General features: G+C 42.8%; 27 protein-coding genes. 15 read left to right on the forward strand and 12 right to left on the reverse strand.

The window, feature by feature from the left end:
* Positions 1-47 precede the first annotated feature (47 nt).
* Complete coding sequence (gene pyk, locus PHE37_RS00200) at positions 48-1544, reverse strand: pyruvate kinase (protein ID WP_299994489.1); 1497 nt, start codon at positions 1542-1544, stop codon at positions 48-50.
* Positions 1545-1678: 134 nt separating this feature from the next.
* Between pyk and PHE37_RS00205 the strand changes: the two genes are divergently transcribed.
* From PHE37_RS00205 to PHE37_RS00245, 9 genes are all read left to right on the forward strand, one after another.
* Positions 1679-2332, forward strand: a complete 654-nt coding sequence (locus PHE37_RS00205; RefSeq protein WP_299994487.1) for a hypothetical protein — start codon at positions 1679-1681, stop codon at positions 2330-2332.
* Positions 2333-2390: 58 nt separating this feature from the next.
* On the forward strand, positions 2391-3050 hold the full coding sequence (locus PHE37_RS00210) for a hypothetical protein (protein WP_299994486.1): 660 nt from the start codon (positions 2391-2393) through the stop codon (positions 3048-3050).
* Positions 3051-3365: 315 nt separating this feature from the next.
* Positions 3366-3611, forward strand: a complete 246-nt coding sequence (locus tag PHE37_RS00215) for a helix-turn-helix transcriptional regulator (RefSeq protein ID WP_299994484.1) — start codon at positions 3366-3368, stop codon at positions 3609-3611.
* A complete protein-coding gene (locus tag PHE37_RS00220; RefSeq protein ID WP_299994483.1) occupies positions 3608-3853 on the forward strand; it encodes a hypothetical protein in 246 nt (81 codons plus the stop codon). Before PHE37_RS00215 ends, PHE37_RS00220 begins: the two co-directional genes overlap by 4 nt.
* Before the next feature lie 105 nt (positions 3854-3958).
* Complete coding sequence (locus tag PHE37_RS00225) at positions 3959-4243, forward strand: HU family DNA-binding protein (protein ID WP_299924521.1); 285 nt, start codon at positions 3959-3961, stop codon at positions 4241-4243.
* A 145-nt stretch (positions 4244-4388) separates the two neighbouring features.
* Complete coding sequence (locus PHE37_RS00230) at positions 4389-5825, forward strand: hypothetical protein (RefSeq protein WP_300008067.1); 1437 nt, start codon at positions 4389-4391, stop codon at positions 5823-5825.
* A gap of 15 nt (positions 5826-5840) precedes the next feature.
* On the forward strand, positions 5841-6245 hold the full coding sequence (gene msrB, locus PHE37_RS00235) for a peptide-methionine (R)-S-oxide reductase MsrB (protein ID WP_300008070.1): 405 nt from the start codon (positions 5841-5843) through the stop codon (positions 6243-6245).
* A complete protein-coding gene (locus PHE37_RS00240) occupies positions 6245-6778 on the forward strand; it encodes a peptidylprolyl isomerase (protein WP_299995050.1) in 534 nt (177 codons plus the stop codon). The genes msrB and PHE37_RS00240 overlap by 1 nt, the downstream gene beginning before the upstream one ends.
* 137 nt (positions 6779-6915) lie before the next feature.
* Positions 6916-8397 (forward strand): inorganic phosphate transporter, encoded by a 1482-nt coding sequence (locus PHE37_RS00245; RefSeq protein WP_299995052.1) that lies wholly within the window; start codon positions 6916-6918, stop codon positions 8395-8397.
* A 151-nt stretch (positions 8398-8548) separates the two neighbouring features.
* On the opposite strand, the gene motB is transcribed toward PHE37_RS00245, so the two are convergent.
* From motB to PHE37_RS00285, 8 genes are all read right to left on the reverse strand, one after another.
* Positions 8549-9397, reverse strand: coding sequence for a flagellar motor protein MotB (motB, locus tag PHE37_RS00250; RefSeq protein WP_299995054.1), 849 nt, complete (start codon positions 9395-9397; stop codon positions 8549-8551).
* A gap of 11 nt (positions 9398-9408) precedes the next feature.
* A complete protein-coding gene (gene motA / locus PHE37_RS00255; protein ID WP_299995055.1) occupies positions 9409-10179 on the reverse strand; it encodes a flagellar motor stator protein MotA in 771 nt (256 codons plus the stop codon).
* Positions 10180-10279: 100 nt separating this feature from the next.
* Positions 10280-11443 (reverse strand): cation:proton antiporter, encoded by a 1164-nt coding sequence (locus PHE37_RS00260; RefSeq protein WP_299995057.1) that lies wholly within the window; start codon positions 11441-11443, stop codon positions 10280-10282.
* A 2-nt stretch (positions 11444-11445) separates the two neighbouring features.
* Entirely contained in the window at positions 11446-12585 is a 1140-nt protein-coding gene (folP, locus tag PHE37_RS00265; RefSeq protein ID WP_299995058.1) for a dihydropteroate synthase, read from the reverse strand.
* Positions 12575-13198, reverse strand: coding sequence for a DNA polymerase III subunit delta' (locus tag PHE37_RS00270; RefSeq protein ID WP_299995060.1), 624 nt, complete (start codon positions 13196-13198; stop codon positions 12575-12577). Before PHE37_RS00270 ends, folP begins: the two co-directional genes overlap by 11 nt.
* Positions 13185-13733 (reverse strand): HobA family DNA replication regulator, encoded by a 549-nt coding sequence (locus PHE37_RS00275; RefSeq protein ID WP_299995061.1) that lies wholly within the window; start codon positions 13731-13733, stop codon positions 13185-13187. The genes PHE37_RS00270 and PHE37_RS00275 overlap by 14 nt, the downstream gene beginning before the upstream one ends.
* A complete protein-coding gene (locus PHE37_RS00280; RefSeq protein WP_299995063.1) occupies positions 13733-14944 on the reverse strand; it encodes an aspartate kinase in 1212 nt (403 codons plus the stop codon). Before PHE37_RS00280 ends, PHE37_RS00275 begins: the two co-directional genes overlap by 1 nt.
* On the reverse strand, positions 14944-15414 hold the full coding sequence (locus PHE37_RS00285; RefSeq protein ID WP_299995065.1) for an RNA pyrophosphohydrolase: 471 nt from the start codon (positions 15412-15414) through the stop codon (positions 14944-14946). The genes PHE37_RS00280 and PHE37_RS00285 overlap by 1 nt, the downstream gene beginning before the upstream one ends.
* Before the next feature lie 71 nt (positions 15415-15485).
* On the opposite strand from PHE37_RS00285, the gene hemW reads away from it, so the two are divergent.
* The 6 genes from hemW to PHE37_RS00315 are packed head-to-tail and all read left to right on the forward strand — an operon-like array spanning position 15486 to position 20423.
* The gene (gene hemW / locus PHE37_RS00290) at positions 15486-16547 is read left to right on the forward strand and encodes a radical SAM family heme chaperone HemW (protein ID WP_299995067.1); all 1062 of its coding nucleotides are present in this window, start codon (positions 15486-15488) and stop codon (positions 16545-16547) included.
* A gap of 55 nt (positions 16548-16602) precedes the next feature.
* A complete protein-coding gene (tatB, locus tag PHE37_RS00295) occupies positions 16603-17016 on the forward strand; it encodes a Sec-independent protein translocase protein TatB (protein ID WP_299995069.1) in 414 nt (137 codons plus the stop codon).
* Positions 17016-17798, forward strand: a complete 783-nt coding sequence (gene tatC, locus PHE37_RS00300; RefSeq protein ID WP_299995071.1) for a twin-arginine translocase subunit TatC — start codon at positions 17016-17018, stop codon at positions 17796-17798. The genes tatB and tatC overlap by 1 nt, the downstream gene beginning before the upstream one ends.
* Positions 17791-18813 (forward strand): tRNA preQ1(34) S-adenosylmethionine ribosyltransferase-isomerase QueA, encoded by a 1023-nt coding sequence (gene queA, locus PHE37_RS00305; protein WP_299995073.1) that lies wholly within the window; start codon positions 17791-17793, stop codon positions 18811-18813. Before tatC ends, queA begins: the two co-directional genes overlap by 8 nt.
* 50 nt (positions 18814-18863) lie before the next feature.
* Positions 18864-20084, forward strand: a complete 1221-nt coding sequence (locus tag PHE37_RS00310) for a molybdopterin-dependent oxidoreductase (RefSeq protein WP_299995075.1) — start codon at positions 18864-18866, stop codon at positions 20082-20084.
* A gap of 9 nt (positions 20085-20093) precedes the next feature.
* Complete coding sequence (locus tag PHE37_RS00315; protein WP_299995077.1) at positions 20094-20423, forward strand: sulfite:cytochrome C oxidoreductase subunit B; 330 nt, start codon at positions 20094-20096, stop codon at positions 20421-20423.
* Positions 20424-20430: 7 nt separating this feature from the next.
* On the opposite strand, the gene PHE37_RS00320 is transcribed toward PHE37_RS00315, so the two are convergent.
* From PHE37_RS00320 to ilvC, 3 genes are all read right to left on the reverse strand, one after another.
* Entirely contained in the window at positions 20431-21207 is a 777-nt protein-coding gene (locus PHE37_RS00320) for a DNA-processing protein DprA (protein WP_299995079.1), read from the reverse strand.
* A gap of 70 nt (positions 21208-21277) precedes the next feature.
* Positions 21278-22300 carry a divergent polysaccharide deacetylase family protein gene (locus PHE37_RS00325; RefSeq protein WP_299995081.1) on the reverse strand — a complete coding sequence of 341 codons (1023 nt, stop codon included), beginning with the start codon at positions 22298-22300 and terminating at the stop codon, positions 21278-21280.
* Between the two features lie 60 nt (positions 22301-22360).
* A complete protein-coding gene (gene ilvC / locus PHE37_RS00330; protein WP_299995082.1) occupies positions 22361-23383 on the reverse strand; it encodes a ketol-acid reductoisomerase in 1023 nt (340 codons plus the stop codon).
* Between the last annotated feature and the right edge of the window lie 86 nt (positions 23384-23469).

Here is a 23469-nt window from a genome sequence, read left to right on the forward strand (position 1 = left end):
CATTTAGGCCCCTCATCGACACTTAAAGCAATTTTCAGTCCATTTTTTTAGAACAAGGTAGGAATCGAATTTTCCTCGCTTTTTTTCCCTTTGCTCGGCTGCGGTTTCGTTTCTCCGAAAAATGTGAGCTCGTTTTCACGTAAAATTCGGATCACATTCGTAGTACCCGGTGTTCCGATCGGATATCCCGCCGTAAAGACATAAGTGTTCTTTTTGTTCAGGATATTGCGAGAAAGCCCGCTGTGGATAATATCACTCAACATCTCTTCCAAACGCCCTTTTTTAGTTATATAGGCAGGAACTACCCCCCAAACTATTGTCAGAAGTCGAGCCACACGTTCTTCATGCATTGCAGCATATATCGTCATTTTTGGACGGTACCGGGAGAGTTTTTTTGCAGACGCACCCGAGGTTGTCATTGCAATGATCCCCTCCGCATCGAGTGAGTCGCCTAAACGCACTGCGGATTCATTGACCACATCCATCTGATCGTCATATCCGAAATCAAACTTGCCGAAAGGATAAATCTCCTCAATAGCCTGAATCGTATTTACCATTGTCTCAACGACCAAAACCGGGTTATGTCCGACCGAACTCTCTTCAGAGAGCATTACGGCATCCGTACCGTCAAGCACCGCATTCGCTACGTCACTAATTTCGGCACGGGTTGCAGACTCTTTTTCCGTCATCGACAGCAACATCTGTGTTGCGGTAATAACCGGTTTGGAATGTTCATTTGCTTTATCGATTAGCATCTTTTGAATGGTCGGTACCCGGTAATACGGGACTTCAATTCCCAAATCCCCTCTGGCCACCATTATCCCGTCCGAACTACGTAAAATTTCATCAATATTTTCAACTGCATCAAATTTTTCTATCTTCGCAAACAACTGTACCTCTCCGCCATAGGAGCGAACCACTTCACGTGCATTGATCATATCCTGAGCATTTTGAACAAAGGATATCGCCATAAAATCGACCTTATTCGCCACACCCCACTCTATATCCGTTTTATCTTTTTCGGTCAAAATATCGATACCCAAACGGGTATTAGGAAAATTGACCCCTTTGTTTGACGAGAGCTTTCCTTTGTTTTCGACTGTCGCCCGGACATAAAGATCACAAATTTCATCGATACGGGCTCGAATAGTACCGTCGTATAAATACATTATTTCCCCGATATTCAACTTCTGTAAAATATCTTTTTTATTGATTGAAAGCTTATAGTGTTTTTCTTCCACCTTTAGTCCAACACATGTTTCAAAATAAAAATCGAGACGATCTCCGCTTTCGAGATAAAAGTCTTCTTTAAGCTCTCCGATACGTATTTTCGGACCTGAGATATCTTGTAATACTCCGACCAGCAATCCTGTATCACGCATAGCCTGACGGATATTGGATAAAACTTGTGAATGATATTCATGCGTTCCATGTGAAAAATTAAGTCGGAATACATTGACTCCGGCTTTGATAAGTGCAGTCAGTATTTCAACCTTATCCGATGCCGGACCAACAGTTGCTACTATTTTTGTTCGTTTTTGCATAAGAATTGCCTGCCTTAAATTTTCGGAAATGGTAACACATTTCCATACTGTTCTTGGAAACGATGTCGTTAAGTTTTGAGCAATCTCAGCTAATTTAGACTACAATAAGATATATAAGTGATAGGAATGCAATAATGAACCAAAGAGCAATTGATACCGATATTGTATTGATCGATATTATTGACTTTTCGCGTCTATCGATGAATGAGCAGCTTGAAATCATCTCCTATCTCTCACTGACCTATAAAAAAATGATCCAAAAGATGGTCAAAAGTTCCGGTATCCCCATGGAAAAAATGCTGCAGGGAATTATCCCGACCGGAGATGGGTTTTATTGTATATTGCATCCAAATCTAAAAGGATTCGGTCCTATTTTAGGGCTTTCATTTATCCATTTTTCCGATTTAATCGCAAAAGAATACCCTTATTTCCGCGGGATTCGTGTTGCGGTTCACACAGGAAAAGTACATCGCTTCGAGGATATCTTAGGACACGAAAATTTTGTCGGTGACGGACTAAACGAATGCGCCCGTTATATTGAAATCAAAAATCTTATTATCAGTACGGTTATTATTTCAGATCGCGCATATGAAGTGTTACAGGATTTTTTACACTTACATGAAGATTTTCATGCCCTTTTGGAGAAATGTGAATTTCGCCACAGTTCTTTGCATACTTTCCAAGATAAACACAACTTTACCCGCAACGGATATCTGATATGGATGCGCAAAGGTGGAATCATCCCTCCGCCAAAACCTGACTGGAGTATCCCTTCAAAAAAACGATAATCGGGGTCATTGCAATTTTTTGCTAAGATAATAGAGATAAATCCCAAAAGGAGGATATGTGCGTTTTACCGTTGATGAATATGCAAAGACATTTAAAATGTCAAAAGAGATGATCCAAAATAAACTCCGGACCAAACGGCTTAACTATATCATAGAGGGGGGAGTGACCTATATCATAGTCCCACGAAGTTCTTTAGATGATGCCAAGCGTCAAGAAATTGCACAAAGCACTAAACCTACATCCTCCGTACCTGCCCCTCAAAAAACAACGGTAGGGATGATTATTGCCCTCTATCAAAAAGAAAATCAGCAGCTAAAGCTTAAAATCAAAGAACTTGAAACTAAAATAGACCGCCTTGTCAATGATAAAGAGCAAATGCTCATTGCCGAACGCGAGCGGATTGAAGAGATTTATACCGCCAAAGATGAGCAATTGAAAAATCTTTTGGAAGTCATTAATACAAAACTGCTCCTTTCGCAAGGAAACAGTGTTCATGATGTCGACATAACAGCGACACCCCCAGTCGCACCGTCCCTGCCGAACGGGGTAATAGAACTTAAACGCTACCTCAAATTTATCGGCATGGGTTCAGATGAACGGAAATCGGTTAAACGACGCTTTGAGCTGGCCTATGGAAGTGATATACGCATTATCCAAAAAGAGGGAGAATTTTACGTCGACCTCTCTAAATACGACTACACGGATTTTCTCTCTTAAGGGGAATTCCCCCTTTTACCCCTTTTACCCCTTTTTCTATCATTCACTTTCCTCTTTTTCTCTAAATTTTTAACACCCAACCCGTTTCAAATCGTTAAATCCGCTTCTTTCGTCCATTTCTTGATCTATTTTTGAAAATTAACATACGATTTTCCGTATATTTTATCCATTATATTAGTATTTAAAGTTGGTATAGATCATGCTTTGTAATTAAGTGCGTATATATACTACGTTATTTATGTATATATATGTATTTTTAATTATATTTTATACGTTTTAATGTTTATTTTAAGAAAAGCATATTACAATGGAGCAATGGAAATGAGTGATCTTTTTAATCTTCTTCACAATGCCATTGAGGCACAACACAACGGTAAGAAGATTTCTCAAAAAGAGATGGCAAGCAAACTGGGAATTTCCATGCGAACCTATCAGGATTGGAGACTTGGAAATGCCAAGCCTCAAGCTGCTAAAGCGGTACTTGATATGTTAGGGATGCTTGAAGATGATGAAATAATTCGGGTAGTGCGAAAAATTAATAAGTTAGGGGATAAATCATGAGCAGTTTAAGTGAACAAGAACGCATCGGTTTGGAAGAGGTTTTTTTATCGATCTCTTCTTCTCAAAACTTTATGAAGAAATGGTCAATTTGGGGTAAAAACTTCAGTGAGCATTTCGATGCCAAAAAGTTTACTTCACCGCTTTTATTGACCCATAATTCCAGAAGATGGCTAAAAATCAGTCTAAAAAACCACAAAATCACAAAACTATTCAACAAAATGCAAAAAAGAAGAAAAATTTAAGGTAAGAGATATTAAAGTATTCGCGGCTAAAACACTTATACCTTCTATACTCCGATGTATGGGAGGTTCAAGTGTTATTCGCATATCTAAGATCAAGGGCAATAAATGAATAAAGCACAATTCGTAGAGTTGGTTCAAAAAAGCGGCGGTTATAAAACAAAAGTTGAAGCTGAAACAGCTATTAAGGCTTTCACGGAAGCTGTAACCGCAGCTCTTGTTGCGAAAGAAGAAGTCTCATTGGTAGGATTTGGAAGTTTTGCATCTTCTCTTCAAAAAGGGAAAAGCGGTAAAGTTCCTGGAACAACTAAAACATACAGCACTGCTGACAAAATGGTTCCTAAATTTAAACCGGGCAAAAGTCTTAAAGACAGCGTTGCTGCCGGAAAATAATTTTCTCTTTCTCTTCCGGGGGTTCCCCTCGGTACTTCTCTTCCCTATAAATAACCTGTTAGCACTGTATCATTTAAATTTAGTTATAATTTTTAGTACAATTGCGTATATACCCTCTAACAAATGCCGGTAGGAGAAGCTTTAAATGTTTATATCATTTTTAAATCGCTTTATCTCCAAAAAATCTCAAACGATTGCTACGGTGGAAGAAAGTAACGCCGAATCTGTCACATTATTTCAATCCATCGCCGATAAAGCGAATGGTGCCTTTTTCGAACATTTTAAACTGTATCATCAAAATACAGTCACCCCAATTGATTTACTCATCTTTCTTCCTGAGAGGGGGGTTTATTTCGGAGAAAAAATTTTATGGACTGTCGACGAGTTAAAAGGGGCACAAATCGAACGTTCATCCAAACGAAGCAATAAAAGTTCTACAACCCAATTAGAAAACACAGAACGGAAAATTCATCAGAAGCTGAATGACGTATTATCTTTTGACTCAACGCCCATAGAGCGTTTTTTTTGGATGCCTTATCTTTCTGAGGATGATTTTGATTCACTGGATTCATCTTTCCATGAACTGCTCCCTAAAGGGCGTCTACTCTTTAAAAATGAATCCAAAGACTCTATTGAAGAAAAATTGAAATCTCTTGCCCCTTCTCAGACTGAACCATTTTCATTGATAAAAGTCATTGGCTCACTCACGTCCCACACATTGCTCCTACCAACAGAAGCAAATTCTTTCGGTTCTTTAATTTCAGAAGAACAAATCCAATTTTTGAACACCCCCATCAATAATAGTATCAATCTGTTAAGCGGTGATTACGGAAGCGGGAAAAGTACTGTCTTGTTGCGTAAAGCATTGTTGATGTTGCTTGATGACCCTACACAAAAGATTATGATTATTACACCGACAAAACTGGGAGGAGAGCTTCTGCGGGATGAACTGATCGAATTAATCGATTATGCTGCGGTAAGCGTCGACATTGCTTCTCTCTCTTTTTATACGCCGGCTCAAAAGGATTCTTCTGACTATAAGAAAAGCTTTCAAGAATCAACGGCCATACTCTGTGATGATACCGATCATATGGAACCCGATTTTATTGAAACACTTAAAAAACAAAAATCAAGCCGGTATTTAGTGCTCTGTTCTGTTTCAGATTTGCCGACATCCACAAGCAGTGCCAAATTGATTAATCACTACCGATATAATGCACGGCATCATCTCATCCAATGCACCGGTCAAGCGCTGCTTACAACGCTTCTCAACAGTATACGCCAGCGAATGGAAACAGCATCTTTGTCGCATGTTTTAATCGTCCTCCCTGATTTTGAAGCAGCGAAAGAATATAAAAAAGTCATTGACGACTCTTTAGATATTTCCTGCCAAATTTTAACTCCCTCATTTAGTTTACAATACAGAAATCTGGATGATCTGATCCTCACTACGCCTGAATGTCTCAGCGGAATATCCGTTCCTCATTTATATCTTATATCCCTGCACGAGAATAACGATTATCCTTTTATACTAAGCCGTGCATCAGAAACCGCAACTATAATCTCATTACAGAATTCTTAGTTATAGAGGCTTGCAATGAACAAAGTGATCAAAACCGACCAAGAGTGGCAATCACTCCTATCACCCGAAGCGTATCATGTTGCACGCCAACACGGAACCGAAAGGGCATTCAGCGGCGAATATGCCGATTTTAAAGGGAATGGAATCTATAAATGTGTCTGCTGCGGCACACCATTATTTGATTCCTCCGCTAAATTTGATTCAGGTACTGGATGGCCGAGTTTTGATCGTCCCATTTCTCCTGAAGTACTTGAAGAGAAACGGGATATATCACACGGCATGATCCGTATAGAAGTGCTTTGTGCTACCTGCGATGCCCATTTAGGGCATGTTTTTCCGGACGGTCCCGCTACAACCGGACTGCGCTATTGCATGAATTCCGTTTGCCTCACCTTTACACCACACCCACAGGAGTCTTAATGCGCTTTCTTTTTGTTTTATTCGTCACCGCTGTTCTCAGCTTTGCTGCCGGTCATCCCCGCGTTTTATTGGAAACGACACAAGGAAATATAACCTTAGAATTATATGAGGATGTCGCCCCACTGGCTGTAGAAAATTTTACGACACTTACAAAAAACGGTTATTACAACGGCCTTACGTTCCATCGAATCATCCATAATTTCATGGTACAGGGCGGTGACCCGACCGGAACCGGTGCCGGAGGAGAATCTATGTGGAAAAAGCCGTTTAAAGATGAGTTTAAGTCCGGTGTCGTTTTTGATAAAGCAGGTGTTTTGGCTATGGCCAACGCAGGACCGCGCACCAATGGAAGCCAATTTTTCATTACAACCGCACCAACCCCATGGCTTAATGGATACCACACTATTTTCGGTCGAGTCGTAGCAGGAATGGACACTCTTGGTAAATTGAATAACGTTCAAACCAATGGCCAATACGGCGGTGACAAACCGCTTCAAACCCAAAAAATCATTAAAGCCACCCTTCTTCCTTAACCCCTCTTCTTCTGCCCGTCAAAGTCTCATCAAAGAGATAAACGGGCATAATTTCGTAATCATTTCGTAACCATTTTGTAATGGTTTCGTAATATTATCCCGGCCCTCGTTTATAATCTTAATTTTAGGAAGTATTCATGTTCTCGCGTGACAACCTCTTTTTCGGCGGTATTTTTGTCCTCATGACTACCATTTTTATGGTATGGGGCTTTAATTATCTCGCAAACAACCATACCCTTTTCATCATCGCAACCCTTTTTGGGATTTTTATGGCGTTTAACATCGGGGGTAATGATGTTGCCAACTCATTTGGCACAAGTGTCGGTGCTAAAACATTAACGGTCAAACAAGCACTTATGATCGCTTCAATCTTCGAGCTCGGGGGAGCGATGCTCGCAGGTGCGGCAGTAACAGATACGATTCGCAAAGGGATTGTCGATATCTCAGCAATGGATTTTGATCCGATGCTTTTTGTTTTCGTCATGATGGGTTCACTCCTCTCTGCAGGGACATGGTTGCTTTACGCATCAAGAAAAGGATACCCTGTCTCCACAACCCATGCTATTGTTGGAGGGATATTAGGGGGATCTATCGCCCTTGGATATGTAACAATGCAAGCGGGTGAGTCGGTTTTCGGTCTGGTTCATTGGGACCAAATCACAAAAATTGCTATCAGTTGGGTCGTTTCACCGATTTTAGGTGGGATGGCATCATATGGAATTTACTGGTATTTGAAAAGAAATATTTTGGATTACAACGATGCGGTCGAAGCCCATATGAATTCCATCAAAGAGCAACTGAGTGCCCTCAAAGCATCTCACAACGAAGAAACTGCCACATCCGAAGAAAAAGCAGCGTATCAAAACCAAGTTCATGAACTCAACCGACTCAAGAAAAAACAAAATGCTTTCTATGCTCTTCGTACGCATGCACCGATCGCAGCGGCATTCGGTACAGCGATGATTGCTGGAATGTTGTTGTTCAAAGGACTAAAAAATGCTCATCTCGGCTTGGATGACACCCAAATTTTTGTTCTCCTTGCCGTCCTTTCAACGCTGATGTACGGAGTTGTATATGCTATTATCAAAGTGATGCATAAAGATACTCCGCATAAAGCAACCATGCGTGTCTTTAGCATGCTCCAAGTCCTGACGGCTTCTTCATTCGCGTTCAGTCACGGAGCTAATGACATCGCAAATGCGATCGGACCATTTGCCGCAATTATCGATATCTTAGCGACAGGTCAGATCAATGCCGAGTCACCGGTACCGGTTATTGCCATGGCAACATTCGGTGTCGCTCTTGTTGCCGGTCTATGGTTTATCGGAAAAGAAGTTATCGATACCGTTGGAAGCCGCATTACAGAAATATTCCCTGTAACCGGTTTCGCAGCCGAACTGGGAGCAACGCTCGTTATTTTGCTCGCAACCAAGATGGGTATTCCCGTATCTTCAACCCATATTCTCGTCGGAGCGATCATCGGTATCGGAATGCTCAACCGCAATGCAAACTGGGCGCTTATGCGTCCTATCGCAATGGCATGGATCATCACGCTCCCTGCGTCTGCAATTATGGCAGCACTCTTCTTCTTTATCCTCAAAATCGTATTTGGCTATTAAGCCAAATACCTCTCACATATTTATTTTCCTATTCTGCCCAATCAAATTTATACATCAGTAATGATTCCGTTTCGGTTTATGATTCTCTGTCTTTGAGTGGGAGGATGCGGATAGTGTGAAGGGGAGCAGATTTACTTCCCCTTATGGAGTATTATTGAGGCTTTTTGATTTTACCTAATGCATCTAATACGGTTTGTTGTTTTTGCGGTTCAACTGCTTTTTTATCTGATACAAACATATAAAATTCGACACGTCGATTTTTGACACGATCTTCTTCACGGGCGTTGGATGCAATCGGATTTGAGGAACCGAAACCTGCTGAAGATAAGCGATCTGCACTGACCCCGTCACGAATCAATTCTCTGACTACGTTTGCAGCCCGTGCACTTGATAATTCCAAATTATCTTGATATCGTCCACCGGCAGGAAGTTGTGCATTATCAGTATAGCCCCTGACGGAAATATCAACCGACGCCGGTAACGTATTAATGATTTCAGCAATACGTCTCAGGAACATGTGTTTTTCTTCATCATCAATCGTCGCATCAGAACCGCGAAACGGCACACTAACCGGTAATTTCAATAACACACCGTCTATCGTTTCATCCAATGGCCCGGCACCGCTTCCGGTTTGGTCACCCATATCTTGCTGAAGTTTGCTCATCATTTTTTCAATCGATTGCTGGACCTGAGGATCACCTGTTAAAAGTGCCCCACCCTCTGAAACCGGCATTTGCCCTGATGGATTAGCCGAAGCGTCCGGTACCGGCTTTACCTCTGCTTCCATCGGAACTACAGGGCTGGTTGTTTCAGGTGCCGGAGCATAATCGTAGATTTTAACAAACTCCTCTTTTACCGCTCGGAGCTTTTCTTTATTGACAGAGGCTATCGCGTAAAGTGCAATAAAAAGTGCCAACAAGAGACTGAAAAAGTCGGCCGTCGGAACCGCCCATTTTTCCCCTGCAGGACATTCACATTTTTTACATTTTTTCTTGCCCATTTATTGTCTCATCAATTAAACTGACTGTGTTTCTCTTCCACAGGTGAAAGGAAATTAAGCAATTTGGCTTCTAATGTGCGTGGATTATCACCATGTACAATTCCGATGATCCCCTCTAGCATCATTTTTTGTTCTTTTACAACGTGATGTGCTTTGGCTTTCAGTTTATTTCCCATAGGCCCGATCAAAACGTATGCACTGAAAATCCCGGTTACAGTCGCCGTAAATGCCCCAGCGATCCCCTCAGCCATTTCTGCTGGACTATCGAGTTTTTGAAGTGCTAGAATAAGCCCCAAGACTGCCCCTACTAGACCCAAAACGGGAGATGTCTCACCGGCAAGGATCCAATAATGCGCACATCCATGATAATATTCTTCAGTCTCTTCGATTACTTGTTCAAGGGTTTCGGAAATCGTATGTATTTCATTTCCGTCAACGGCCATGCTAAGACCCTGTTTCAAAAAGGCGTTATCAAGTTGTGCAACTTTTTGCTCCAGCGATAATAAACCGTCACGACGCGCCATAATGGAGAGGTCAACGATCTCTTTAATCCGTTCATGCAGATTCACCTGAGATTTTTTGAAAATCATACCGAGACTTTTAAATGCCCCTTTGACATGCTCGACATCTGTACTGACCATCGATGCTAAAAGAGTTGTCGGCATGATAATAATAAGCGATGTGATATGGACAACATGTACAGGATTTCCACCCTCCATCAAGTCCCCGATAGAAATAGTGGTAATAGCGCCTAAGATTCCTAAAATGACCGTTAAATCCACGTGACTCCTTCTCGCTTAAGGTAACTTCTATCCGTATGGCGCTACCTTGCCTAATTTGTCGATTGTACCTTGTTTTCACTAAAAATTGTCAAAATCCAACCTATTTTCCACCTATATTTCGGTTGAAAAATGAAAATAAAATCTTAATTGTAATCATTAAAAATATTGCACTCCCCATACTTGCTACGATAAATGCGTAATACTCTTCATGACTTATTGCATGAGCATGATATCCGAGAGTTGCAATCGCTACCAAAAAGGTAAGTGGCATTGAGTTAGACAAAGAAAATAATAACGCGTTTTTAAACCCGAAATAGCCGGTAAATGCACTGACTCCGGCTATCAAGCGGATGGATACGATTCCGATCGCAATAACAAGCGCCGATTCCAAAATCATCGGATCCGAAAAAGCGTCCAATGAAAGAGTTGAGCCGACATGGATAAAAAAAATGGGGACCAAAAACCCAAATCCGAACGATGAAAGTTTTTCAGGAAGCTCTATCTTATGTTTAAAATAGGTTGTGATCAGCATCCCTGCTAGAAATGCTCCCAAAATTGCATCGATTTTAAAATGGAGCATTACCCCGATTAAGATAAAAAGCAAAGCCATAGAAAAACGGACATCCTGGTCTTTACTGTCTTCCATCGGCATAATGAGCGTTTTGAGTCCGGGATACCACCAAAAAAGAATTCGTATTCCCCGGAAAAAGAGGACAAAACCGATCAAAAAACCGATCAAGACGAGCAGCGTAAAGAAAAAATCGATATTAAATCCGTACGTCAACCCCCCGTTAAGTACCGTCATTGCCAAAATACTGATCAGTTCTCCGACAATACCGATATTCAGAGCCAACGCAAGCCAAGGTTCATTTCGACCGTATTCTTTGATCAATGCCATCAACATCCCGAGAGAAAATATCGGAAATGAGACCATGTAGACAGAGCTTAGGTGAAAATACGCAACCAATCCGAAGGAAAAACCGTACACCATGACGAAAAAAAGTGCCGTTCGCCGAATGAGCGATTTTTTCTCAAACTGGAATCCTTTAAGATCGACTTCCATCCCCGCTAAAAACATCAGATACAAAAATCCGACTTCGGCAATAATTTTAAAGAGTTCATTTTCCACTAAAAATCCGAAATATGCGGCAAAACTTCCCATCATGATCTCGACAACGACAACCGGAATTCTGCTGACGCGGGACAAAAACGGAGAGAGCAATACCAAAAGCGATAGTGTGATAATTACGACTGTATTACTCACAGTTAGCCCCTCAACGCTTTCCAGACATTTATTGCCTGTGCATGTTCTTTTACATCATGCACCCGCACGATGGAAGCACCCTGCTCTATCGCTTTGAGATGAATTGCCAAAGATCCTGCCAATCGTTCGTCACTGCTTGATGGAGAAATCGCATCAATCATTGATTTTCGACTTGCTCCCACCAACATTTTTTTTCCTAAACGAAGAAAATGACTTTGATTGGTTATCAGTGAGAGATTATCTTCCAACCGCTTTCCGAAACCGATACCGCAATCTAAGATAATTTCTTTAATGCCATACGATTCCGCTTTTGCAATCCGCTCACGGAAAAAATGTTCTACATCAGCAATGACGGAGAAATAGGCAGGATTTTCCTGCATATTTACAGGCTCACCCTGCATATGCATGATGACTGCCGTCGCACCGTAACTGCCGCACAGCCGGGCAACCTCATCGTTTGCCAATCCTGTGATGTCATTGATTATCGTAAATCCTCTCTCCAAGGCATATGAGATTACTTCCGGTTCATAACTGTCTAGACTGAATGTTGTTTTCTCATATAACCGCTGCTCGTACAGTGCATCGATAATAGGACGAACCCGTCGCAGTTCTTCTTCCGCACTTACAGCTACACTACCAGGGCGGCTCGATACACCACCCAAATCGATGATGTCAGCTCCCTCTTGAATCATCGTCTCAATCCGTTTTATGGCTTGACTACCCTGAAACCGGCTGGCATGATAGAAACTGTCATCATTGGCGTTGAGTATTCCCATGATGGAGACCCTGTTTTCGTACTTTAAATGACAAAAGCTCTCCAACTCCATGGAAAGCTGTTTGAGTCCGAATGGTTGCGCTTTCTCTTTTTTGACGAGTTGTTGAAGTTGACGCTCGGATGCAATCAGTAAAACATCTACACGAGGAGTTAATGCCGTTACTGTCCCTTTAGGAACAGCCAGATCGGCACCGATACTCAGGGCATCTTGTTTGAGAATATTGGCAGCACCCACATGCAGATCTCGAATCCGGATCAGATGAAGGGAGCCTTTGTCTTCTAAAATAGAGATACCGCCACCGTCTACTCCTAACGTTTTCAGTTCGCGACGGAGATCTATCGTATTAGAAAGTTTCTCAACGACCACGTTTGACCTCTTTGAGAAAATTCATCAAAACCATGACCAAGACACTTTGGAAACGGCTGTTAAGTTCGATGAGTCGAAGTGCCTTATCAAATCCCTCCAGCTGCGATGAAGTCAGAGGAAGCTTTTCGATGTGAATTGCCTGATGCATGAGTTGCTCGATAAGAGCTTTGGCTTCATGTTTTTTCAGACGGTCGTGTTCTTTGACAAAGGCAAACAGTCCGGAAAGATCAAGATTTTTTAAAGTGATCGGCAAAAGCTCATAAATACGTTCATGATGTTCTTGTGTCATAGTGAGCCGTGAACGGACGGTTGGTAAAAATGTACTTTTATTAGGTGCTATCAGAATAAAAACAATATTTCTCGGAGGTTCTTCGAGGATTTTAAGCAGAGCATTTTGTGCCGGAACCGTGAAACTTTTAGCTCCGAGAATCAGTGTTTTTGTATTCTCTTCGCTTTTATACGCTTCGGAAATCACCTCTTTGGCATCTTCGATCTTAAAATCATCTCTCATAAAAGTGACACAGCGCAAAGGGTGTAAAGACTCCTCTATCTCTCTGGCCCGCTCTTCCAGCTCCGCTGTTATGAGGATTCCGCCCCGTTCACTCGCGAACATTAATCTCCCCGAACAATACGGCACTCAGCGTTTTATCAAAAAGGCGGTAAAGTTGCAGTAGTTTGATATCAATAAGAGGATCATGCGAACGCAACACCAAAGCGTTTTGAAACCGTTCATCCATGATCCATAATAAACTATGGGTACTCCGTTTCGCGATATCTGCACGACGGTCATCCCCTTTTCCGATATACCAAAAAAGGTACTCACCTTTAAAGGTAATATCGAGCATATCGCCGAGCATATCAATGGATTCACCTCCACTCATCGAATCATAATGAGGATAGAGGGCATCGATACAGACGATAGGGATTAACGGTCGGTCAGGAGAACGTTTATTGAGGGATGTGGTAATGTAATGGGCAAACCATTTTCGGTCTTGATCGGTGATCAAAACAAGACTTTTGCCACCCATCATTTGATCCATAGCATTAGCGATAGCCGGAGTCCATTCGAAACGCTGTTCTTCGAACCAGCTCATCGATGCCCCTTCGGAGCGAATCGACTCTAATGTCCATTGATCAAATTGACGCACTATTGATCCAATGCGTAAGCGCTGTGAAGCGAACGAACCGAAAGCTCCGCATATTTTTCATCGATTACCATCGATACTTTAATCTCTGAGGTCGAAATCATCATAATGTTAATGTTCTCTTTAGCCATCGTTTGGAACGCTTTTGCCGCTACTCCCGTATGTGATTTCATACCGACACCGACGATAGATACTTTACAAATATTTTCGTCGTAACCGACTTCTTTGATTTCATCATTGGCAATAAAGGTTTCAACCACTTTCTTCGCATCAATAAGCTCTGTTTTCGGAACGGTAAAATCGAGGTTGGTTTTACCGTCATGTCCTGACGTTTGGATAATCATATCGATGTTGACGCTATTGTCTGCCAAACGGGTAAAAATATCCGAAGCGATTCCCGGACGGTCAATAACACCGCTGAGTGATACACGTGCTTGGTTTTTATCGAGTGCGATTCCGCTGACAAGTGGTTGTTCCATAATATTCTCTTCCTTTGTGATAAGTGTCCCTTCCGCATCACTAAAGCTGGAACGGGTAACAAGATTTACATTTAATTTTTTTGCAAGTTCAACAGAACGGTTTTGGAGTACTTTGGCTCCCAAAGAGGCGAGTTCAAGCATCTCGTCATAGCTGATTTTATCCATTTTGCGTGCTTTTGGCTCGATACGAGGGTCTGTAGTGTAAATACCGTCAACATCGGTATAAATCTCACATAAATCAGCTTTCAACGCACCGGCAACCGCAACAGCGGAAAGATCCGAGCCTCCGCGTCCGAGGGTGGTCACCTGACCGCTTTCGCTTACCCCCTGGAACCCTGCTACAACGACCACTTTTCCCTCTGCAAGTGCCGCATGCATTGCGGAGGGGTCAATACTCTCTATTCGTGCTTTCGTGTGGATACTATCCGTCACGATTCCGGCACGACGACCGCTCATCGACGTTGCTTTATGCCCCATAGCGTTCAGTGCAATGGAGAGCAAAGCCGCTGTAACCCGTTCACCTGAACTTAGAAGCATATCGACTTCGCTTCGCTCCGGCGACGCTGTATAGTGTTCCGCGTACGAAATCAGTTTGTTTGTTTCACCGCTCATTGCCGAAACTACGACAACAACTTGATGCCCCTCATTAAGCGTTTGGGCGACACGGTTGGCAACGTTTTGGATACGCTCCAAATCCCCGACACTGGTGCCGCCGAATTTTTGAACAATTAGCATTACAGATACCCCTTGGTTCTAAAATAGGAAATGACACGTTCATAGACCGGTTTTTTGAAATGGGCGATATGGGTAAGTAACTCATCGATAGCAACAAAACGATAAGCTTTAAATTCAGGATGTTTGGTATCCAAATCGATTTTAGCCCCTTTTTTCAAACGCACTAAATAATAACGCTGTTTTTGACCTACATACGGAGCCATTTTTGCCGCTACGTGTGAAGGAAAATCATACGCAATCCATTCAGGATATTCTGCAACAATCTCTATCTTATTGGTACCAATCTCTTCTTCGAGTTCCCGAAACAGGGCTTCTTCACTCGATTCGCCCTCATCAATTCCCCCTTGGGGAAACTGCCAAACCCCCACCAAATCACTCCGTTCGGCGATAAAAACATCTTTGATCTCAGGATACTCATGAGAGACAATAATCGCCGCCACATTCGGTCGGTAGAACTTTTTTTCGGTCATTCACCATCTTCTTCGTATATTTTAAAGAGGTATTGTAAACTATTCGCTATTAAAAATACTATAATCTCAATATGCTTTTATATATTCATATCCCTTTTTGCGATAGCAAATGCTCCTACTGTGCGTTTAATTCGTATGTTGATAAATTTTCCCTGCGCGAAGCGTACATGAATGCCCTTGTCTCACAACTCGAGACAGAACTCATCCGCTTTAACGTCAGTCGAGATAATCCTATCGAAACGGTATTTATCGGAGGGGGTACCCCTTCTACGGTCGAGCCATCTTTATACCGTCCGATTTTTGCAATGATAGAGCCTTATCTTGCTGATAAATGCGAGATCACATCCGAAGCCAATCCTAACAGTGCGACACGTTCTTGGCTGGAAGGGATGTATGAGCTGGGAGTCAACCGACTCAGTTTCGGAGTTCAGAGTTTTAATAATGAAAAATTAAAAACACTTGGCCGTGCTCATCATACCCAGCATGCACTCGAAGCCATCCGTACCGCTTCGGCTATCGGGTATAAACATCTCAGTATCGATTTGATTTACGGTGTTCGCGAAGATACGAAAGCCCTCTTAAAAGCGGATATTGATCAAGCTCTACTCCTCCCGATCGATCATATCAGCCTTTATGCCCTTACAATAGAAGAGAATACGCTATTTGAAAAAACCCCTGAACTTGCTCAAGAAGAGTTGGATCTGACGCAATGGCTGTTTCACACCCTCCGTGAAAACGGATTTAACCAATACGAAATTTCCAATTTCGGAAAATACCGTTCCATTCACAATATCGGGTATTGGGAACACAAACCCTACATCGGTCTGGGTTCGGGTGCCGTCGGGTTTTTAGACAATCAACGCTATTATCCCTCGACGTCTGTCGAGCACTACATCCAAAATCCTTTAGAGATGACGATTGAAACGATCGAATCCGATGCATTGCTCAGTGAAAAACTCTTTTTAGGTTTTCGCAGTTGTGTCGGTGTAGAAGAGAGTCTGTTGAGTCAAAAACAAAAAAATCATGCGCAACTGCTCGCCAAAGAGGGGATGATTTATCTGCATGAGGGTCGCTATTTCAATAACGATTTTTTATTAGCCGATGAAATCGCACTGAGAGTAGAAGGGTTTTAACTTTCTTTGGATAGAATTTGTCTCTTAAAGAAAATCTTGATTTTTGGATAATGCAATGTTTGGTATGGATTTAGGTGAAATTTTAGTTATCGCGATTATTGCGGTATTATTTTTAGGGCCGGAGAAACTTCCTGAAACGATGGTAGTAATTGCCAAATTTTTCAAAAGTGTTAAAAGTACGGTCAATACCGCGCGTGCTACTATTGAAGAAGAGATGAAACTCTCTGAAATAAAAGAAGAAGTACTCAATTATAAAAATGAACTGACCAGTGCGAGCTCGGAATTGGAACGGATGACCAATGTCACCGAAATCGGTTCTGAGCTGACAGGAATTAAAAGCGAGCTTGATTTTAATACTATTACTCCATCGGCTCCCTCAGCACCGAAAGAACCCGAAGTGGTTACCTTTGCACCCAAACCAAAAGAGATTAAACCAGCAGATGCTAAACCTATCGAAGAGAATGCCTAATGTTTGATGATTTACGTCCTCATTTAGTTGAGCTGCGCAAGCGGCTTGCGATCAGCGTCGCCTCCGTTATAATCATGTTTTTTATTGCCTTTAACTATTATGAACCGATCTTACACTGGATCAGCCAACCCTTAAATGATGCACTCTCTCTTGTAGCAAAAACCTCCCCAAATGCTGCAAAAGGGATGGCCACAACCAATCAAATCGGTGGTACTTTTTTCGTCGCGATGAAAGTCTCTTTTTTTGCCGCGCTGTTGGGTTCATTACCGATCATTCTTTCACAAATTTGGCTTTTTGTCGCTCCGGGGCTGTATGCCAATGAAAAGAAAATGATGATCCCTATCGTCGTCGGCGGTACTGTTATGTTCTTAATCGGTGGAGCATTTGCCTACTATGTTGTCACTCCGTTTGGATTCCAGTACCTGATCGGGTTCGGAAGCGCTTCCTTTGTTCCTATGATCAACATCGAAGATTATGTCGGTTTTTTCACAAAAATTATGTTTGGTTTTGGATTAGCTTTTGAACTTCCGATCTTTTGCTACTTTTTAGCCCTATTAGGGCTTATCGATGATCGGATGATGATCGGTTTTTTCCGTTATGCCATCGTCCTTATTTTCATCATAGCAGCCCTTTTAACACCACCGGATGTGTTAACTCAGCTCTTAATGGCTGTTCCACTCATTTTCCTTTATGGACTTTCTATCATCATTGTCCGATTTGTCAACCCGGCCCCGAAAGAGGAAGCCTACATCGAAGAAGACGAAGAAGAGACGATTGACTAACCCCCTTCTGACTGAAAGCTATGACTACTATCTACCCGATGGTCTCATAGCAACCCATCCGATCCATCCCAGAGAACATGCCCGTTTGCTTGTCTATAAGCGTGCGGATCGCTCCATAACCCATGCCCGTTTCGATGCATTGCTCCATTTTCTCCCGGAAAGCTGTTCTATCCTCTTTAATGATACTAAAGTGATTAAAGCCCGGCTTTACGGGCACAAAAGCAGTGGTGGAGCCATCGAGCTTCTTATCAACCGTCCTCTGGATGCGTACACGATCAATGTTTACATCAAAGGGCGTGTAAAAGAAGGTACGCTGCTGAATTTTGAAAGTAATCTCACAGCACGCGTCGTTGCGTTAAGTGATGACGGATCACGTACGGTGAACTTTTATCTGGGCGAGAGCCTTATCCGATTTGAAGAACTTTTGCCGATCCTTGATACAATCGGTCATATTCCCCTCCCTCCTTATCTGGGTCGGGAAGATGACAGTGAGGATGAGCGTGAATACCAAAGCGTATTTGCCGCGCATGAAGGGGCCGTTGCCGCCCCTACCGCATCACTGCACTTTAGTGACGAGCTATTTGAGTCCGTTTGTGCTTCCCACCCTCATGCATTCGTAACCCTCCATGTCGGTTCGGGAACGTTTAAACCGGTCGAGGCAACTGTTATTACCGATCATCCTATGCACTCGGAGTATTTTGAAATTAGAGACTCCGCACAAGCTCTGATACAAGGTTCCGCTCCGCTGCTGTGTGTCGGTACAACCTCTACCCGAACAGTCGAGTATCATGTCCGAACCCAGCAAATCCAAGGGGAAGCAAACCTCTTTTTACACCCCGGTAATCCCCCTATACGAGTCAATCATCTGCTGACGAATTTCCATTTGCCGAAATCGACTTTGCTGATGCTCGTAGCCTCTTTCGTAGGGCTTGAAGAGACACACCGAATCTATCAAGAAGCCATTGATGAAAAATACCGCTTTTTTTCATATGGTGATGCGATGCTTATACTCTAAATTATTCCAGATTATGATAAAATAGTGATATTCCTTTGCAAGGCATTATCATGGATAAAATCAACCGCAGACATTTTTTAGGCGCCGGCCTTATTTTGGGAGCGTCTACCCTTTTGGGAAATGAAACTCCTCAAAAAATCATTACAGAGACAAAAGAGTTTGTCCCTCCTGTGATCGCATTTCCTGAGAAAAAACCTCTTAAAGTCATTTCAGACCGTCCACCGCTTCTTGAATCACCGCGTGATATCTTTACTCAAGTCATCACTCCGAACGATCAGTTTTTCGTCCGTTGGCATATGCCCGATATTCCGACCTACATCGATCTCAACGAATTTCGTCTTCAGGTTCAAGGAGCGGTTGAAACACCTCTTTCCCTCAGTGTAGATGATTTGAAATCAAAATTTGAACCGGTTGAGATCACATCGGTTCTCCAATGCGGCGGTAACAGCCGTAAGTATTACGCCAAAACGGGACAAGCAACCCACGGCGTCCAATGGGGACACGGAGCGATGGGGTGTGCTGTTTGGAAAGGGGCTCGCCTAAAAGACATTCTCAACATGGCCGGAGTTAAAGCAACTGCAAAATTTGTAGGTGTTAACGGTTTGGAAAAACCTGCGGTTGATGAAACGCCGCACTTTTTCCGGGAAATGGAAATTGATGAAGCACTCAGCGGCGAGCTGATTGTTGCATATGAAATGAACGGTGAAGATCTCCCGTATCTCAACGGATTTCCTCTCCGTCTTGTCATTCCGGGACATTTTTCGGACAGCTGGGTAAAAATGCTCTCGGAAATCACTGTTATGGACGAATATCGTAAAACATTCTTTATGGATGTCGCCTATACCGTTCCCGATAACGACTGTGAATGTGTTATCTCAGGAAGTGACTTCGAATACAAACGTAAACCGATTGCAGCCATGAAAGTAAAATCGGTCATTGGATACCCTACTCCGAATACCGTAATCAAAAAAGGATCACGCGTCAAAGTAACAGGTGTTGCTTTCGACCAAGGAAAAGGGATCAAAGAGGTTATGATCTCTACCGACGGCGGGAAAAGCTGGATTGCAACAGAGCTTCAAAAAGATTACGGCAAATTTGCCTACCGCCAATGGACGTACCAATGGGAGCCGAAGGCCAAAGGTGAATACATCATTATGGTTCGTGCCATCAACCGTATCGGAAATATTCAGCCGCAAGCCGATGAGATCGGCTGGAATGCCGGCGGATACCAATACAATGCCGTCGATTATGTCAATGTGAAAATAGTGTAAGGATAGATCATGAAAATAAAATTACTAATTACCGCACTATTATTCAGTACATCGGCTCTTTTTGCCCAAGTCGCTAAACCGATCGAAATGCCGTATGTCGATTATCCGATTGAAGCGGGAGATCATGATGAAGTTGCACAACAGTACTGTCTGATCTGTCATTCTTTCGGATATATCCTCAATCAAGGGAAAAAAAGCCGTCCTTACTGGACCGGTACGGTTGCTAAAATGGTCAATGAATTTAAAGCACCGATCCCAAAAGAAGATCAACAAACTATTATCAACTATCTCGTAAAACACTATGGGTATGAAGTTCAATCCGGGCAATCAGGACATTAAGTCCTGATTATACCACTGAGACTCTCCCATTTTTAACTTCAATCAAACCGCTTAATTCCGCTTCAAAAATTTCACTCGGAAATTTCACAACAACTTCATCATACGTCGGATTGTTTCGACAATAGGCGATAAACGGTGTATCGTCGATTGCATTTTTTCCTTTTTGACTCATTCGTGCAACAAACATGTCAAGATCATCGATTGCTGTCGCTTTCCCGTCCGCTAAAAGCTGACGGGTTGCCGCACTTTCACGAAGACGATGAGGGAGGACATAAATCGGCTTTCCCATTTCCAATGCATATTCAACACTTCGCATACTTCCGCTACCGATATCGGCTTCCGCAACGATCAAAGCATCACCCAATGCTACTACGACCTCATTACGTACGACAAAGCTCCACTCACGTGCTGTAAAGCCGGGCTCAAACTGGGTTAGGGTAAGCCCTTCTTGCTCAATCGCTTGTATGAGCTTTGCATTAGCATTCGGATAGCGGACATCAATCCCGCTCGGCAAAACGGCTATCGTATTTTCAGCACCTGCACCCTGATGAGCTATTGCGTCGACCCCTGCAGCAGCACCGCTGACAATAATCATCCCCGAGAATGCCAGTTTTTTGGATAATTCAAACGTAATCGCTCGTGTATAGGGGTTAGGCCTGCGAGTTCCCACGATCGAGATCTTGGGGCGGTGAATAAGCCCTAAATCGCCTCTATAATAAAGTTTTTCGGGATAACGCTTCATTGAAGAGAGTTCAGGAATGGAAAATGGAATTTCGGTATGCATACAAACTCTTTATAATTTATATGCTACAGTAGCGAAAACAGACTAAGAAATAACAATATTTGTCAATTTGTCATATTTGGTCTATACTGACCAGGTGTACCTCTTTTAAAAGATCTTTTGACTCTTTGAGTGCTTCGATCGTGTCGACACGCGGATGACCGATTGCGATAGCGGTTCCGTATCGTTTGGCTTTTTCTACCGCCTCTTTGATCTGCTTTTTGACATTTTCTACACCGTCTTTATCGTCTAAAAATACATCTCGCACTAAGTAACGCATCCCATATTTTGCCGTTGCCTCACGCCCTTTGGTTGTAGCAATCGTACGGCTGTCTACAAACTGCAGCCCCTCTTTTTGCATCACCCGAATCAACCTGTCCATCGCTTCAGGGTCAGAGGTGAATTTCGAACCGGTATGGTTATTCATGTAATGTGCATGCGGATAGAGTTGTTTCAAAATACTGAGCCGTTTTTCAATCTCATCTTCCGTGCTCTCAATCGTTAAAGTATTCGGTTCTACCTCATCAAATGCCATCGCTTCCAGAGGTAAATGGACCATATACATGTGCTGCTGCTTCGCTAAGAGTGCAGAATCGGGATGGCGCGAACTCGGAGGCAGAAACGACATAACGAGCGGCAATCCGGTCGATTGGATCGCCTTGACATCATGCGCATACGATACGTCATCCATAATTATGACCAGCTTCGCTTCCGATCCGGCAGGGCGCAGAGAGCGTTTCTCAGGAGGGGGTGGAGGTGCTGGCGCATATTCATGTTGAGGCTTGACCTCTTCATGCATGCGTTCACGTTTCAATAAATCTTCCAGTTCTTTTTTTAGACGCCGAATTTCTTTCTCATTAGTGTTATCTTTTGATCGTACAGAGGTGAGATTCGATTCATCGATAGCCGCAAGCTCTCGAATCTGCTCAATCAGTTTTTGCGACTGACGACGTTCAGAGATCAGTTCGTTTTGAGCCTGGTGTAATCCGATAAAATACCCTATCAAGGAAGCGGCTATTGTTAACAGCAATACAGAAAAAGCGACTGGAAACCATTTTGAAAAGGAAGACTTGGAAGATCGAGGCCGTTTGCTCATAAAAGAAGGAACCTCATTTGTGGGGTGATCAGAGCCAAAGGCTCTGAGGAAAGGGGCAAATTAGTTTTTGCTTTGGTCAACAATTTTATTTTTAGAAATCCACGGCATCATAGAGCGCAGTTTTACACCTGTTTGCTCGATCAATGACGCACGAGCGTTTGCACGCTCAGCGTTCATACGTGGATAACCCGCTTGACCTTCTAGAATGAAGTCTTTTGCGAAACGACCGTCTTGGATCTCTTTGAGAATCTCTTTCATTGCCGCTTTTGATTCTGCATTGATAACACGTTTACCGGAAACGTAGTCACCGTATTCCGCTGTGTTAGAGATAGAGTAACGCATGTCAGCGATACCGCCCTCGAACATCAAGTCAACGATAAGTTTCAATTCATGAAGACACTCGAAGTATGCCAATTCAGGTGCGTAACCCGCTTCTGTCAATGTTTCAAATCCTGCTTGTACGAGTGATGCAGCACCACCGCAAAGAACCGCTTGCTCTCCGAAAAGGTCTGTTTCAGTCTCATCTTTGAATGTTGTTTCGATGATTGCCGTACGTCCGCCACCGATTGCAGAAGCGTATGAAAGTGCCAATTCTTTGGTCGTACCGCTTGGATTTTGACCTACAGCGATAAGATCGGGAATCCCGCCGCCGCGAACGAATTCAGAACGTACAGTGTGACCCGGTGCTTTTGGAGCGATCATCGTTACGTTGATGTCAGCACGTGGGTGAATGCGTCCGTAATGGATGTTGAATCCGTGACCAAATGCGATCGTTGCACCGTGTTTGAGGTTCGGCTCGATTTCGTTTTTATAGATTTCTGCTTGGTTTTCATCCGGAAGAAGAATCATAACAACGTCAGCTGCTGCAGATGCATCTGCAACCGTCATAACTTTGAACCCTTTTGCTTCCGCTTTTGCCCATGAACTACCCTCTTTACGAAGACCGATGATTACTTCAACGCCGCTATCGCGAAGGTTTTCCGCATGTGCGTGACCTTGTGATCCAAAACCGATCATTGCCACTTTTTTGCTTTTGATTAATTCGATATTACAATCTTTATCGTAGTAGACGCTCAATGCCATACAGGTATCCTTAGAGTAAGCTCATAGGCTTAAAATTTGGCGAATTATACCCCACTTTTGCATAAAAAAATATTAGCGCACCCTTA

This window comes from Sulfuricurvum sp. (assembly GCF_028681615.1).
In the GTDB taxonomy this organism is placed as follows: domain Bacteria; phylum Campylobacterota; class Campylobacteria; order Campylobacterales; family Sulfurimonadaceae; genus Sulfuricurvum.

Excerpts from the sequence above, each read along its gene's own strand:
- pyk (WP_299994489.1), bottom strand. The coding sequence starts at position 1,544 with ATGCAAAAACGAACAAAAATAGTAGCAACTGTTGGTCCGGCATCGGAT.
- PHE37_RS00205 (WP_299994487.1), top strand. The coding sequence starts at position 1,679 with ATGAACCAAAGAGCAATTGATACCGATATTGTATTGATCGATATTATT.
- PHE37_RS00215 (WP_299994484.1), top strand. The coding sequence starts at position 3,366 with ATGGAAATGAGTGATCTTTTTAATCTTCTTCACAATGCCATTGAGGCA.
- PHE37_RS00220 (WP_299994483.1), top strand. The coding sequence starts at position 3,608 with ATGAGCAGTTTAAGTGAACAAGAACGCATCGGTTTGGAAGAGGTTTTT.
- PHE37_RS00225 (WP_299924521.1), top strand. The coding sequence starts at position 3,959 with ATGAATAAAGCACAATTCGTAGAGTTGGTTCAAAAAAGCGGCGGTTAT.
- PHE37_RS00230 (WP_300008067.1), top strand. The coding sequence starts at position 4,389 with ATGTTTATATCATTTTTAAATCGCTTTATCTCCAAAAAATCTCAAACG.
- msrB (WP_300008070.1), top strand. The coding sequence starts at position 5,841 with ATGAACAAAGTGATCAAAACCGACCAAGAGTGGCAATCACTCCTATCA.
- PHE37_RS00240 (WP_299995050.1), top strand. The coding sequence starts at position 6,245 with ATGCGCTTTCTTTTTGTTTTATTCGTCACCGCTGTTCTCAGCTTTGCT.
- PHE37_RS00245 (WP_299995052.1), top strand. The coding sequence starts at position 6,916 with ATGTTCTCGCGTGACAACCTCTTTTTCGGCGGTATTTTTGTCCTCATG.
- motB (WP_299995054.1), bottom strand. The coding sequence starts at position 9,397 with ATGGGCAAGAAAAAATGTAAAAAATGTGAATGTCCTGCAGGGGAAAAA.
- PHE37_RS00270 (WP_299995060.1), bottom strand. The coding sequence starts at position 13,198 with ATGTTCGCGAGTGAACGGGGCGGAATCCTCATAACAGCGGAGCTGGAA.
- PHE37_RS00280 (WP_299995063.1), bottom strand. The coding sequence starts at position 14,944 with ATGCTAATTGTTCAAAAATTCGGCGGCACCAGTGTCGGGGATTTGGAG.
- PHE37_RS00285 (WP_299995065.1), bottom strand. The coding sequence starts at position 15,414 with ATGACCGAAAAAAAGTTCTACCGACCGAATGTGGCGGCGATTATTGTC.
- hemW (WP_299995067.1), top strand. The coding sequence starts at position 15,486 with ATGCTTTTATATATTCATATCCCTTTTTGCGATAGCAAATGCTCCTAC.
- tatB (WP_299995069.1), top strand. The coding sequence starts at position 16,603 with ATGTTTGGTATGGATTTAGGTGAAATTTTAGTTATCGCGATTATTGCG.
- tatC (WP_299995071.1), top strand. The coding sequence starts at position 17,016 with ATGTTTGATGATTTACGTCCTCATTTAGTTGAGCTGCGCAAGCGGCTT.
- PHE37_RS00310 (WP_299995075.1), top strand. The coding sequence starts at position 18,864 with ATGGATAAAATCAACCGCAGACATTTTTTAGGCGCCGGCCTTATTTTG.
- PHE37_RS00315 (WP_299995077.1), top strand. The coding sequence starts at position 20,094 with ATGAAAATAAAATTACTAATTACCGCACTATTATTCAGTACATCGGCT.
- PHE37_RS00320 (WP_299995079.1), bottom strand. The coding sequence starts at position 21,207 with ATGCATACCGAAATTCCATTTTCCATTCCTGAACTCTCTTCAATGAAG.
- PHE37_RS00325 (WP_299995081.1), bottom strand. The coding sequence starts at position 22,300 with ATGAGCAAACGGCCTCGATCTTCCAAGTCTTCCTTTTCAAAATGGTTT.
- ilvC (WP_299995082.1), bottom strand. The coding sequence starts at position 23,383 with ATGGCATTGAGCGTCTACTACGATAAAGATTGTAATATCGAATTAATC.